This window comes from Cupriavidus sp. GW821-FHT02F09 (assembly GCF_059421605.1).
Map to the genome: position 1 here is coordinate 47,580 of NZ_JBWKVH010000005.1, position 13,400 is coordinate 60,979.

General features: G+C 67.0%; 11 protein-coding genes. 5 read left to right on the plus strand and 6 right to left on the minus strand.

Annotation, left to right across the window (positions count from 1 at the left end):
- The first annotated feature begins 106 nt into the window (after positions 1–106).
- The 4 genes from AC07XB_RS07640 to AC07XB_RS07655 all read left to right on the plus strand — a co-directional run bounded on the left by AC07XB_RS07640 (position 107) and on the right by AC07XB_RS07655 (position 4,912).
- Positions 107–1,492: a phosphomannomutase/phosphoglucomutase gene (locus tag AC07XB_RS07640; protein WP_492373284.1), complete on the plus strand. Its 1,386-nt coding sequence runs from the start codon at positions 107–109 to the stop codon at positions 1,490–1,492.
- A 4-nt stretch (positions 1,493–1,496) separates the two neighbouring features.
- Complete coding sequence (gene waaC, locus AC07XB_RS07645) at positions 1,497–2,564, plus strand: lipopolysaccharide heptosyltransferase I (protein ID WP_492827752.1); 1,068 nt, start codon at positions 1,497–1,499, stop codon at positions 2,562–2,564.
- Positions 2,564–3,877 (plus strand): lipid IV(A) 3-deoxy-D-manno-octulosonic acid transferase, encoded by a 1,314-nt coding sequence (waaA, locus tag AC07XB_RS07650; protein WP_492827750.1) that lies wholly within the window; start codon positions 2,564–2,566, stop codon positions 3,875–3,877. The genes waaC and waaA overlap by 1 nt, the downstream gene beginning before the upstream one ends.
- 198 nt (positions 3,878–4,075) lie before the next feature.
- Positions 4,076–4,912 (plus strand): DUF4377 domain-containing protein, encoded by an 837-nt coding sequence (locus tag AC07XB_RS07655; RefSeq protein WP_492827748.1) that lies wholly within the window; start codon positions 4,076–4,078, stop codon positions 4,910–4,912.
- Positions 4,913–5,009: 97 nt separating this feature from the next.
- Here AC07XB_RS07655 and AC07XB_RS07660 read toward each other — a convergent pair whose 3' ends face one another.
- The 6 genes from AC07XB_RS07660 to AC07XB_RS07685 form a co-directional block, all read right to left on the minus strand.
- On the minus strand, positions 5,010–6,497 hold the full coding sequence (locus AC07XB_RS07660; RefSeq protein WP_492373288.1) for a TolC family outer membrane protein: 1,488 nt from the start codon (positions 6,495–6,497) through the stop codon (positions 5,010–5,012).
- 123 nt (positions 6,498–6,620) lie between these two features.
- A complete protein-coding gene (locus AC07XB_RS07665; RefSeq protein WP_043348625.1) occupies positions 6,621–6,944 on the minus strand; it encodes a rhodanese-like domain-containing protein in 324 nt (107 codons plus the stop codon).
- Between the two features lie 14 nt (positions 6,945–6,958).
- Positions 6,959–7,612: a protein-L-isoaspartate O-methyltransferase family protein gene (locus AC07XB_RS07670; RefSeq protein WP_492827746.1), complete on the minus strand. Its 654-nt coding sequence runs from the start codon at positions 7,610–7,612 to the stop codon at positions 6,959–6,961.
- A gap of 189 nt (positions 7,613–7,801) precedes the next feature.
- A complete protein-coding gene (locus AC07XB_RS07675) occupies positions 7,802–11,008 on the minus strand; it encodes an efflux RND transporter permease subunit (protein WP_492373290.1) in 3,207 nt (1,068 codons plus the stop codon).
- Between the two features lie 12 nt (positions 11,009–11,020).
- The gene (locus AC07XB_RS07680; protein WP_492827744.1) at positions 11,021–12,154 is read right to left on the minus strand and encodes an efflux RND transporter periplasmic adaptor subunit; all 1,134 of its coding nucleotides are present in this window, start codon (positions 12,152–12,154) and stop codon (positions 11,021–11,023) included.
- Complete coding sequence (locus AC07XB_RS07685) at positions 12,151–12,942, minus strand: TetR/AcrR family transcriptional regulator (protein ID WP_492373292.1); 792 nt, start codon at positions 12,940–12,942, stop codon at positions 12,151–12,153. The genes AC07XB_RS07680 and AC07XB_RS07685 overlap by 4 nt, the downstream gene beginning before the upstream one ends.
- Positions 12,943–13,110: 168 nt before the next feature.
- Here AC07XB_RS07685 and AC07XB_RS07690 point away from each other — a divergent pair, with 168 nt between their 5' ends.
- Complete coding sequence (locus AC07XB_RS07690; RefSeq protein ID WP_492827742.1) at positions 13,111–13,395, plus strand: YkgJ family cysteine cluster protein; 285 nt, start codon at positions 13,111–13,113, stop codon at positions 13,393–13,395.
- The last annotated feature ends 5 nt before the right edge of the window (positions 13,396–13,400 follow it).

A 13,400-nucleotide genomic window follows, 5' to 3' on the forward strand; every position in this document is an offset into this window, starting at 1 on the left:
TCCGGCAAAATACGGTCTTTGACGCATTTGCCCGCCGACACGGCCCTGGCCGGAATACGTGGCTGGCAACGTCGACTGGTTCTACCGCCTACACACAGGATGACCCATGCAAGCAGATCCTTCCATTTTCAAGGCCTACGATATCCGTGGCATCGTCGACAAGACCCTGACGCGTGACGTGGCGCGTGCGATTGGCCTGTCCTTCGGTACGGCCGCCGCAGAGCAAGGCGAGCGCGCCGTGGTGGTCGGGCGAGACGGGCGCCTGTCGGGCCCGGACCTGCTGGGCGGACTGGTCGAGGGCCTGCGCGCCGCGGGCATGGACGTGATCGACCTCGGCATGGTGGCCACGCCCATGGTGTACTTCGGCACCAATGTCGAGCTGGCGGGGCGCCGCGCCACTTCCGGCATCATGGTGACCGGCAGCCACAATCCGCCCGACTACAACGGCTTCAAGATGGTGCTGGCCGGCAAGGCGATCTACGGCGAGCAGATCCAGTCGCTGCGCCAGCGCATCGACGCCGGCAAGTTCGCCAGCGGCGCGGGTGGCTACCAGCAGGTCGACATCCGCCAGCAGTACCTGGACCGCATCGTTGGCGACATCAAGCTGGCGCGCCCGATGAAGATCGCGCTGGATGCTGGCAATGGCGTGGCGGGTGCCTTCGTGGGCGACCTGTTCCGCGCGCTGGGCTGCGAGGTGACGGAGCTGTTTTGCGAGGTGGATGGCAATTTCCCCAACCACCATCCCGATCCGGCTCATGTGGAGAACCTGCAGGACCTGATGCAGTGCCTGCGCGACACGGATTGCGAGCTCGGCTTGGCCTTTGACGGCGACGGCGATCGCCTGGGCGTGGTGACCAAGGACGGCCAGGTGATCTTCCCCGATCGCCAGCTGATGCTGTTCGCCGAGGAGATCCTGTCGCGCAATCCCGGGCAGCAGATCATCTATGACGTGAAGTGCACCGGCAAGCTGGCCCCCTGGATCCGCGAGCACGGCGGCGAGCCGCTGATGTGGAAGACGGGCCATTCGCTGGTCAAGGCCAAGCTCAAGGAGACTGGCGCGCCCCTGGCCGGCGAGATGAGCGGCCACGTGTTCTTCAAGGATCGCTGGTACGGCTTCGACGACGGCCTGTACACCGGCGCGCGCCTGCTGGAGATCCTGTCCAAGCATGCCGACCCGAGCGCGGTGCTCAATGCCTTGCCTAACTCCAACTGCACGCCCGAACTGCAGCTCAAATGCGCGGAAGGCGAAGCCTTCACGCTGCTCGACAAGATCCGCGCCAATGCGAAGTTCGACGGCGCGCGTGAAGTCATCACCATCGATGGCGTGCGCGTGGAGTACCCCGACGGCTTTGGCCTGGCGCGTCCGTCCAACACCACGCCCGTGGTGGTGATGCGTTTCGAGGCCGACAACGATGCCGCGCTGGCGCGTATCCAGGCCGAATTCAAACGTGTGATCCTGGCGGAAAAGCCGGACGCGCAACTCCCGTTCTGAGCGGATGCCGTTGACTGAGCCCCTGACGGGAACAACGGGCAAATCCTTGACCCCGCATGCGCTGCCCGCGCGGCCGCGCATCCTGGTGGTCAAGGTCTCGTCGCTAGGCGACGTGGTGCATAACATGCCGCTGGTGCACGACCTGCGCGCGCGCTGGCCGGATTGCGAGATCGACTGGGTGGTCGAGGAGGGCTACGTCGATCTCGTGCGCTTGCTGCCCGAAGTGCGGCGGGTGATTCCGTTCGCGCTGCGGCGCTGGCGCAAGCGTTTCTACCAGGCTGCAACCTGGCAGGAGATCGGTGCGTTCAAGCGCGCCTTGCGAGAGGACGCCTACGACGCCGTGATCGAGACGCAGGGCCTGCTCAAGACTGCCGTCGTGGCACGCGTGGCCAACAGGCGCGAGGGCGCGCCCGTGATAGGGCTGGCCAATGCCACGCAAGGCTCCGGTTACGAGCCGGCCGCGCGGCTGTTCTATACCGAACCAGTGACCGTACCCCGCCAGACGCATTCGGTGCGGCGTTCGCGCCTGCTGGGCGCGGCGCTGGCTGGTGGCACACCGCCGGAACCGCCTCAATTCTTCGGCCCCGCCGCGCGCACGCTGCATGTCGACGATGCGCTATGGGCCGGCCTGCCAACGCGCTACGCAGTGTGCTTTCACGCTACTGCGGGCGCGAAGAAGAAATGGCCACTGGCGAGCTGGCACGACCTCGGCCGCCGGCTGGTGGACGAGGGCCTGGCCATGTTGCTGCCCTGGGGCAACGACGCGGAACGGCGCGCGGCGCAAGAGATCGCTGCCGGCGTGCCGCAGGCGCAGGTGCTGCCGCGCTTTACGGTCATGCAGGGGTTTGGCCTGATCAATCGCGCCGAGGTGGTGATCGGCGTCGATACGGGGTTGGTCCATATCGCCGCGGCGCTGTGCCGGCCCACGGTCGAGATCTACACCGCGACGTGGCGCTGGAAGACGGAAGGCTACTGGTCGGACCGCATCGCCAATGTGGGCGACGATGGCATCGTGCCGTCCGTCGATGAAGTCTACGCGGCCGCCCGGCGCGTGCGTGGGCAGGGGAACTGATGCTGCGCGTTCTGTATAACCTGCTATGGCTGCTGGCGCTGCCGGTCGCGCTGCTGCGCCTGGTGTGGCGTGCCCGTAAGGAACCCGGCTACGTGCAGCACGTGGGTGAGCGCCTTGGCGCTTATGGCGGCCTGCCGTCGGCGGGCCCCTGGTTGTGGGTCCATGCGGTGTCGGTGGGCGAAACCCGGGCAGCCCAGCCGCTGATTGACGCGCTGCTGGCGCAATATCCAACCCATCGCCTCCTGCTCACACATATGACGCCCACCGGGCGGCAAACCGGCGCCCAGTTGTACGGTGCCGAGCCGCGCGTGCTGCAGTGCTATCTGCCGTACGACCTGTCGTGGCTGGTGCGACGCTTCCTGCGCCACTTCCGTCCGGATGCCGGGATGCTGATGGAAACCGAGGTATGGCCCAACCTTGTGCGCGGTGCCCGCGTGGCCGGCGTGCCGTTGCTGCTGGTCAATGCCCGGCTGTCGCCGCGCAGCTTCCGCCGCACCGCGCGCTTTGGCAGCGCCGCCACCGCGATGTATCGCGACTTCACCGCGGTGCTGGCGCAGACCCAGGGCGACGCTGAGCGCTTCCGCGCGCTCGGGCTGCCGTCGGTGCAGGTGACCGGCAACCTCAAATTCGATATGCAACTGCCCGAGGCAGGCCTGCGGCGCGGCCGCTTGCTGCGCCAGGGGTTTGGCTCGCGCGCCGTGTTCGCCGCCACCAGCACGCGTGACGGCGAGGAAGCGTTGCTGCTGGAAGCGTTCGCGCGTTGGCAGGCGCTTGGCGCCGATGTGCCGCGCCCGGCTTTGCTGCTGGTGCCGCGCCATCCGCAGCGCTTCGATGAAGTCGCGGCGCTGGTCACGCGTGCCGGCTTCACGCTGCAGCGCCGCGGCACGCTTGGCGACTCCGCTGCGTGGGAGCAGGCGGGGCTGCCAGAGCCGGTCACCGCGGACGTGCTGCTGGGGGACTCCATGGGCGAGATGGCGATGTACTTCGCTGCCTCGGATATCGCCTTTATCGGCGGCAGCCTGCTGCCGCTGGGCGGGCAGAACCTGATCGAGTCCTGCGCCGCTGGCACGCCCGTCCTGATCGGGCCGCATACCTTCAACTTCGCGCAGGCCACGGAAGATGCCATCGCTGCCGGCGCCTGCCAGCGCGTGGCGGATGCCGATGCGCTGATGCGCGCGGCGGCAACGATATTGGGCGATGCGCCGGGGCTCGAAGCCATGCGCGGTAATGCGCGCGAGTTCGCGGTGCTTCACCGGGGTGCCACGGCGCGCACGATGGCTGCGTTGGGGCAGGTGCTCGGCCACGCGAACTAGGCGGTTCTGTATGGCAGTGCCGCCACTTTCCGCATGCCGCATGCGGAAATTGTAGGCCGCCGCCCGATGTCCCTCGTCTCCTGACGGTTGTTAAACTATTCCGCACGAGGGCCAGACTCGCGGCCCCACCCGGGCCTGCGAGCTGCCGCCGAGCGGTGCGGGCCGATCAAGCCGCGCGCCCCCACCAGGAGCTTCCAGATGCAGAGAATATTCCGTCTTTCACCCGCCGCGTTCACCGCGCGTGCCGCCGCTGTTGTGCTGCTGGCTGCTGCCCTGGGTGCCTGTGCCACGTCGCCCGCACCGGATTCGCCGGGTGCCGGCACCAGCCTGAACCAGGCGCAGACCGGCGGCCCTAGCCGCTGGGAGCTGGTACGCTGGCAGCTGGCCGATGGCACGCTGAAGTCCATTCCGCATGGCGACAACGGCGAGCCGATCATCTTTGAATTCAATGGCGGAATCGATTCCGCGCAGGGCACGGTGAGCGGGTATAGCGGCTGCAATCGCTTCACCGGGGGCTATGGCAAGACGGCAACGGGCATGCGCTTCGATCGGCTGGCGGGAACCCGCATGGCTTGCGTGCCGCCGCGCGGCGAGCTGGAGGGCGCGCTGCTCAAGGCAATGCAGTCACCGTTCACCACCGTGGGCACGCAGCCGTCGGCCGGGTCAACGGGGCGCCAGATCATCTGGAAGACCGTTGACGGGGACCTGCTGCAGTTCGTCGAGCGCGAGGGCGTGGGCCGGCGCGGCGCAAAGATGGATGCACAGGCGGCCACCGGCGGCGTGGAGAAGACGGTGTACGTGGATTCGCAGCGGGTGGAGTGCTCAGGCGTGGGCCGGCAGACCTGCTACCGCGTGCGCGAGAACCCGGGCGCGCCCTGGACGCTTTGGTATGGGCCGATCGAGGGGCTGGATTTCGAGCCGGGCGTGGCGTACACCTTGCGGGTGCGCGAGACGCGGGTTGAGAACCCGCCGATGGATGCGTCCGCGATTCGCTGGCAGTTGTTGAACGTGGAGTCTCGCACCCGGGCGAACTGAGCAACGCTGCGCCAGCAAGCAAAACGCCGCGGTGCACAGCCGCGGCGTTTTTGTTTTGAGCGGATGCCGATTGCTGCCAGGCTTGCGGCATTCACACTCAGCTGCGTGGCGCGGGCGCTCCGGCAATCGCCTCCTTGCGCGTGGCAGGGCGCTTTGCCGGTGGCGTGCCTGCCGGCAATGCCGTGCCAAGCTTGACCTTCTCCGGCAGCTTGTACATCGAGCCCGGGGTTGAGGTCAGCAGGGTGTTGATCTGCACCACGTCGTCCTCGGTCAGCGCTCCGGTGGCGGCCTTCAGGCGCAGCCCGTTCATGATGGTGTCGTAGCGCGCCTTGGCCAGGTCGCGGCGGGTGGAGAACAACTGCGCTTCGGCGTTCAGCACGTCGATGTTGATGCGCACGCCGACTTCGTAGCCGAGCTGGTTGGATTCCACGGCGCTCTGCGCGGAATGCTCGGCGGCTTCCAGGGCCTTGACCTGGGCGAGTCCGTTGGACACGCCCGAGTAGGTTTGGCGCGCGCTCTGGGCGGCGGTGCGGCGGGCAAACTCGAGGTCACTGGCGGCCTTGTCGGCCAGCGCGGCGGTTTCACGCACGCGCGACTGGATCTGGCCACCGGTGTAGATCGGCACACTCAGCTGCACGCCGATCTGGGCGCTGTTGTAGCGGCTGGAGATATTGACCTGTTGCGCGGCGTTGCCGGTGGAGTTGACAAAGCCGTACGACGCGACCAGGTCGACCGAGGGCAAGTGGCCGGAACGTGCCTTGTTGTACTCGCGCTGGGCTGAGTCGAGGTTGTAGCGTGCCAGGCCCACCTGGGGGTTGGTGTTCTCGGCCTGGCTGGCCCAGGTGTTTACATCGGGCGGCTGCGGACCGGGCAGCGTCGCGGCGGTGCGCAATCCGAGCAGTTCGTCGACCGGCTTGCTGGTGATCTGCTGCAGGTTGGCGCGTCGGATTTCGAGGTCGCTCTGCGCTGCGATCTCGGTCGAGGTGGCGAGGTCGTAGCGGGCCTGCGCGTCATTGGCGTCGGTGATGGTGGCGGTGCCGACCTCGAAGTTGCGCTTGGCCTGCGCCAGTTGCTCGCCGATGGCTTTCTTCTGCGCGCCGGCCAGGTAGAGGTTGTCCTGCGCGGCCAGCACGTCGAAGTAGGCCTGCGAGGTGCGGGTGATCAGGTCGAGCTGCGCCTGGCTGAAGGTCACCTCGCCAGCCAGCGCGGCCAGTTCGCCCTGCTTGTAGGTTTCCCAGCGATCCCAGCGAAACAGCGGCTGGATCAGTTGCAGCGACCAGTTATTGTTGTTGATAAAGCGGTCCGACACCAAGGGCACGGTCTGATCCACATTGGTGCGCGTGGCGTTTAGCGTGCCGCTGACCTGCGGCAGCAAGCCGGAGCGTCCCTGGGGCAGCTTTTCCTGGCTGGCCATCAGCTGCGCGCGCGCGCTGGCGAACTGCGCGTCGTTGGCCTGTGCATCGCGGTAGACCTGGAGCAAGTCGGCGCCATGCGCGGCCGGCAGATGCAGCAGCGCAAGCAGGGAACCCGTCAGTGCCAGGCGCGTCTTGGGCACGCCCCGCGCAGGGAAAAGCGCAAACCTCATGACATCTCCAGTCTGCCGGGCATCGGGCGCGCGGCTAACGTTTCTAACGATCAGCGTTCAAGGGAGTTGGCGCCGCGGGAGGCCGGCGCCCTGGGGGTGATGCTTGCCGTGCTCTTGCTGTGCTCAGTACTTCGGCATGGCCGGGTCGACCTGCTCGGCCCAGGCGTGCACGCCGCCGGTCAGGTTGTAGACCTTGGCAAAGCCTTGCCGCTCGAGGAAGCTTGCCACCTGCATGCTGCGCGCGCCGTGATGGCAGATGCAGACGATGTCTGCGTCTTCGTCAAGCTCGCCGGCACGTGCCGGGATCTGGCCCATCGGGATATGCGTGATGCCGGGCATGGCGCAGGTCTGCACCTCCCAGCCTTCGCGTACGTCGAGCAGCACCGGCTGCGGCCGGCTGGCGTCCGCCAGCCATTGCACCAGTTCGGGTGCGTTGATTACCTGCATGTCTTGTTTCCCGCTCAGAAATGGAAGCGCGACGGCTGCTCGGCGCCCATCAGCGGCGTGATGGCGGTCTCGAACAGGTTGACAGTCTTGTACTCGTTCTCGCTGACGCGCGTGATGATCTGCGCTTCCATGGCCGGCAGCGCGCCGACGAAGGCGGCAATGCGCCCGCCGACCTTGACTTGCGACAGGATGGACGCGGGCACCGAGGGCAACGCGCCGGAAATGCAGATCACGTCGTAGGGGGCGCTCGCGGCCCAGCCGGTGGCGGCATTGCCTTGGGCCACGTCGACATTGGTCACGCCGGCATCGGCCAGGTTCTTGCGGGCCAGCTCGGCCAGTTCCGGCAAGATGTCCACGGTCAGCACGTGGCGCGCACGGTGGGCGAGCAGGGCAGCCATGTAGCCAGAGCCGGCGCCGATTTCCAGCACTTGTTCATGCTTGCGCACGGCCAGGTCCTGCAGGATGCGGGCTTCCACGCGCGGGGCCAGCATGTTCTGGCCGCCCGGCAGCGGGATTTCCATGTCGACGAAGGCCAGCGCGGCATAAGCCTGCGGCACGAACTGTTCCCGCTTGACTACCGCCAGCAGGTCCAGGATTTCCTGATCCAGCACATCCCAGGGGCGGATTTGCTGTTCGATCATATTGAATCGGGCTTTCTCGAGGTCCATCTTGCCATTCCTTCCAATGCCAACCGCTAATCAGTTCAGAGTTCCGGCCGCGCGGTGCGAGGGGCCGGGGAAATCCGTCAAACCTGACATTTTAACCCCGCGCCAAGACACTTGCCCAAGCGCGTCGCCCAAGTTGTGGCCTCCATGCCGCAGTCCGGCCTTGGCTGAGGCATTCCGGGCTGGCTTGCCTCATTCCGCGCTTGCTGGCTTGTGCGCCGCCGTGTCGTCGGCTGCCGGCGCGGTGGCGGAAGCCGCCTGAGCTTGCTTGCCGCGCCACTTGCGGCCCAGCCACGCGCTGAAGTCGTCGAGGTACGTATAGATCACCGGGACCACCACCAGGGTCAGGATCGACGAGGTGATGATGCCGCCGATCACCGTCTGGCCCATTGGTGCGCGTTGCTCGGCGCCTTCACCCAGGCTGAAGGCCAGCGGCACCATGCCGAAGATCATGGCCAGCGTGGTCATCAGGATTGGCCGTAGCCGCACCCGGGCAGCGGCAACCAGCGCGGCCTCGCGCGACATCGGTGGCTGGCCGTCGGCGCCGCGCCGGGCCTGGTTGGCAAAATCCACCAGCAGGATCGCGTTCTTGGTCACCAGCCCCATCAGCATGATGAAGCCGATGATGGAGAACATGTTGAGCGTGGAGCGGAACAGCAGCAGCGCCGCGAACACGCCCACCAGCGTGAGCGGCAGCGAAGTCATGATGGCGATCGGCTGGAAGAAGCTGGCGAACTGCGAGGCCAGGATCATGTAGATGAAGATCACCGCCAGCGCCAGCGCCGACACCGCGAAGCCGAACGACTCGTTCATCGACTTGGTGGAGCCGCCGAAGCGGTACTTGTAGCCCGCCGGCCAGTTCATGCCATCCAGCGCCGCCTTGACCTCGCGTGCCACCTCGCCTTGCGAGCGCCCGGCGGTATTCGCGGTCAGCTCCACTTCGCGTGAGAGGTCGCGCCGGCTGATCTGGTTGGCGCCGGTGGTCGGCACCAGTTCGGCGATCTGGCGCAGGGGCACCATGCGCGGCGAGCCGTCGGTGTTGGTCTGGTTGCCGGCGATCATCAGCGCGCTGAGATCCGCCATGCCGGTGCGGGCGTCCTTGGGCAGGCGCACGCGCACGTCGTAGTTCTGGTCGTCGGGGGCGCGCCATGAGCTGATGGCGTCGCCGGCCAGCAGCGGGCGCAGCGCGTTGCCGATCTGCACGATGCCCACGCCCAGGTCGGACGCAAGCTCGCGGCGGATGCGCACTTCCACGGTGGGGCGGTCGTCCTTCATGCTGGAGTCGAGGTCGGTCAGGCCGCGCACGGCGGCCATGCGCCGGCTGGCTTCCAGCGACAGGCGCCGCAGCGTTTCCAGGTCATCGCCCTGGATCGACACCTGCAGCGCCTTTTGCCCGCCGGCGCCATCCGGCATGCCGACCATGGTCAGCGTGATGCCGGCGATGCTGGCCATGCGCTCGCGGATCATCGGGTTAAGCTCTTTGGTGGTGAGTTTGCGCGCGCGGCGCTCGGTCAGGCGCACCGACACCAGCGCGTTGTTGCGCCCGGAGGTATTGCCCGAGTTGATGGTGGCGTAGGTGTAGGCCACCTCGGGGAAGGCCTTAAGCGCGGCTTCCACCTGCCTGACCTTGGCTTCGGTAACGGCCAGGGAGGTGCCCACTGGCGTGGTGAAGCCTACCTGGGTTTCGCCCAGGTCGGCGGCCGGTACGAATTCCGTGCCGATCAGCGGCACCAGCGCGAAGCTGCCCAAGAATGTCACCGCCGCGATGATGGCGGTGGCCAGCCGGTGCTTGAGCGCCCAGCCCAGCATCGAGCCATAGCCGTGGCCGAGCGCATCCATGCGCGCCGAGAACCAGTCCAGCATGCGGCCCACGGTGCGGCCGTACAGGCTCTTCTTGTTGCCGGTGCCGTGCAGGTCGGGGTCGTGCCAGACCGAGGAAAGCATCGGGTCCAGCGTGAACGAGACGAACATGGAGATCAGCACCGCCGCCACGACAGTCACGCCGAACTGGTGGAAGAAGCGGCCGATGATGCCGCCCATGAAGCCCACCGGCAGGAACACCGCCACGATGGAGAAGGTGGTGGCCAGCACCGCCAGCCCGATCTCGTTGGTGCCGTCGAGCGCTGCTGTGCGATGGTTCTTGCCCATCAGGTTGTGCCGCACGATGTTCTCGCGCACCACGATGGCATCGTCGATCAACAGGCCCACGCACAGCGACAGCGCCATCAGCGTGATCACGTTGAGCGTGAAGCCAAACATGTACATCACGCCGAACGTGCCGATCAGCGCGATCGGCAGGGTCAGCCCGGTGATGACCGTGCTGCGCCACGAGCCGAGGAAGAGGAAGACGATGGCCACGGTCAGGAAGGCGCCTTCGAGCAGCGTGGAGCGGACTTCCTTGACGCTGCTGCGGATGCCGCGTGCGGCGTCGTTGACCACGGTGAGCTGCACGCCCGCGGGCAGCAGCTTGCGCACTTCATCGGTCATCTTGATCAGGCCATCGACGGTGTCGACCGTGTTCTGGCCCTGTGCCTTCACCACCGCCAGGAACAGTGCGCGCTTGCCGTCCAGCATGGCCAGGCTCTCCTGCTCCTCCTCGCCGTCGCGCACGTCGGCCACCTGCTCCAGCGTGACCGGCTGGCCGGCCCGGCGCGCCACGATGATGTGGCGGAAGGCATCCGGCGTGATGACGCGGCCCTTGATCTGCACCACCGTCTCGGTGGAGGTGGAGCGCAGCTCGCCCGCGGGGAGTTCCTGGTTCTCGTTGCGGATGGCGTCCATCACCTGGTTCACGCCGATGCCGAGCGCCTCCAGCTGGGCGGGGCGGATACGGATCTCCACTTCGCGCTTGGTGCCGCCAACGAGGCTGATGGCGCCCACGCCGCGCACGGTCTCCAGCCGCTTGCGCACGATCTGGTCGGCGATGGTGGTCAGCTCGCGCTGCGTGCGCTCGGCCCCAGGCGCGTTCGACACGGACAGGTAGAACACCGGTGCGTCCGACGGGTCGTAGCGCAGCACGCGCGGGTCTTTCACCTCGTCGCGGAACTGCGGGCGGATCAGCGCGATCTTGTCGCGCACGTCCTGCGCGGCCTGGCCGACATCGACGGACAGGTCGAACTTGATCACCACCACCGAGGTGCCTTGGTAGGAGTGCGAGAAAATCTCGTCGATACCCGAGATGGTGTTGACGATTTCCTCGATCTTGCGGGTGACGTCGGATTCCACCGATTCCGGCGCGGCGCCTGGGTACTCGGTCTGCACCACGACGATGGGGAAGGTGATGTCCGGGAACTGGTCAACCGGCAGGCGCTGGTACGAGAACAGGCCGATCACGATGAAGGCCATCATCATCATGGTGGCCAGCACCGGGTTGTGGATGGACAGGCGGGTGAACCACATGGGCGGGGGCTCCTACGCCTTGACCAGCTTGACGCGGCTGCCCGCGCGCAGGGTGCCGAGGTTGTTGCGCACCACCTTGGCGCCGGTGGCCAGGCCGCCGGTGATTTCCACCAGCCCGCTGGCATCGTCGCGGATGCCAAGCTTGACCTGTCGCTCAGCCAGCACGTCATTCTCCACGCTGTAGACGAACGCGCGCTCGCCATCGTTGCGCACCGCTGTGGCTGGCACCGCCACTACGCCGGCGTGGTGGCCAAGCACCAGCGAGCCCTGGGCGAACATGCCCGCGCGCAGGCGCGCCTCGGGGTTGTCCACTCGCACATAGACCATGATGCTGCGTGTGCCCTGGCTTACCGCTGGGTTAATGCGCACCAGCTTGCCCTCGAAGCGGCCACTGCCTTCCACGTCGAGCTGCACGGCCTGGCCGACGGCAACGCGAGCCACATCCGCCATGGGGATCGGCGCCTCCAGTTCCAGCGCGCGCAGGTCGACCACGTCGATCAGGCGCGTGTCGGGCGAGACCTTCTCGCCCGGCTGCACCGCGCGCGCGGCCACCAGGCCATCCAGCGGCGATTTGACGATGGTGTCGGCGAGCGCTTTCTGCGCGACTTCAAGGCCGCCCTGGGCGGCGTCGAGATTGGCGTGCGCCACGTCCAGGTTGCTCTGGAAGCTGTCGAAGGCAGTCTTTGAGATAAAGCCCTTGGCCACCAGCTCGCGGTTGCGCTCGAAGGTCTGCTTCGAATTCTCATACTGGCCGCGCGCCGCCAGCATCTGCCCGCGCGCCTGCGCCACCTTGGCCTGGTATTCGGTCGCATCGATGCGCACGATGACCTGGCCGGCGCGCACGGCTTCGCCCTCGCGCACCAGCACTTGCTGTACCTCGCCCGCGACCTTGGCCTTGACCGAGGCCTGATTGAGCGCCCGCAGCCCGCCCGACAGCGGCAGCGACACGCGCAAGTCTTGCGTGGTGGCCTCGACCAGGTCGGATGGCAGGAACTCCACCAGGTCTTGCACCGCGGCAGCTGCGGCAGCCGGGGCCGCGCCAGGCTTGCCATTGCTTGCCTTGCGCACGGCGGCGGCGGCGCTGAGCACGGCAACCACCGCGATGGTGGCGATCGCAGCGATCAGGATCTTCTTGCGTCGGGTCATGCGGTCTCCGGCGGCGGCGCAGGGATCTCCCGCGCGGCCTGCTGCCCCTGCGCTTGTGCCAGGGCTTCTTGTTGTATCTGTTCCCAGACGTAGGGGCCGACCTTGGGCGGCAGCGGCGTATCGCGCGCCGCGCCGGTGGTCAGGCCGAACAGCAACATCTGGAGCAGGTTGTCGAGGAACGCCTCGGGGTCGATCTCGATGCGCGACGACGCGCTGAACGCACGCTGCCACAGCATCAGGAACATCAGCGGCGCGCAGATCAGCGTTGTGGTCGGGTTGGCCGGCATGTCGCGCAACTCGCCACGCGCCACGCCGCGCTTGAGCACGCGCGCGAACAACTCATCGCCCGGCAGCACCACTTCCTCGTGGTAGAACTGGGCAATGTCAGGAAAATGGCTGGATTCGGCCATGATCAGCTTGGTCAGGCCGGCCACCGGCGTCGCCCCGACCAGGCCCCACCAGCCGCGCAGCAATTCCCTGAGCAACTCCGGCGTCGAGCCCTGGTAGTTCTCCACCAGGTCGATGCCCCTGGTCAGGGTCGGCACCAGGTTTTCGCGCACCACTGTCTTGAACAGCTCTTCCTTATTAGCAAAGTACAGATAGACGGTGCCCTTGGACACGCCCGCCGCGGCGGCGACATCTTCCAGCCGGGTGGCCGCATAGCCGCGTTCGACGAAGAGATCGAGCGCGGCGGCCACCAGTTCCTGTGGGCGCGCGGCCTTGCGGCGAGCCCAGCGTTTGGTGTTGGCGGATTCCTGATTCTGGCTCTGGCCTGGCGGGTTTTTCACTGGGGCGCTGTGCACCTCTGCGGGCGGGCGCTCCGCGAGATTTGCTAATAAATAACTCTTGGGTCAGTAATGTAGTGGAGCGCAATCCAGTGGTCAAGCGCGGGAAGGGCCGCACCGCATGGGGCACAATACGGGCTGCCGGGCGTCGTCCGCGCCTGAACCTTTGCCATGTCCCACCAGTCTGAACTCTCCTGTCGGCCCGATTGTGGCGCTTGTTGCACCGCGCCCTCCATTACCTCGCCGATTCCCGGCATGCCCGGCGGCAAGCCGGCCGGCATACCCTGCGTGCAGTTGCTGCCCGATCGGCGCTGCGCGATTTTTGGCGAGCCCACGCGGCCGGCATTTTGCGCCGGGCTCAAGCCCTCTGCCGACATGTGCGGCGAAACCCGCGGGCATGCGCTGGCCTGGCTGACGCAGCTCGAGGTTGCCACCGCGCCTGGCCGCACAGCCTGAACCCG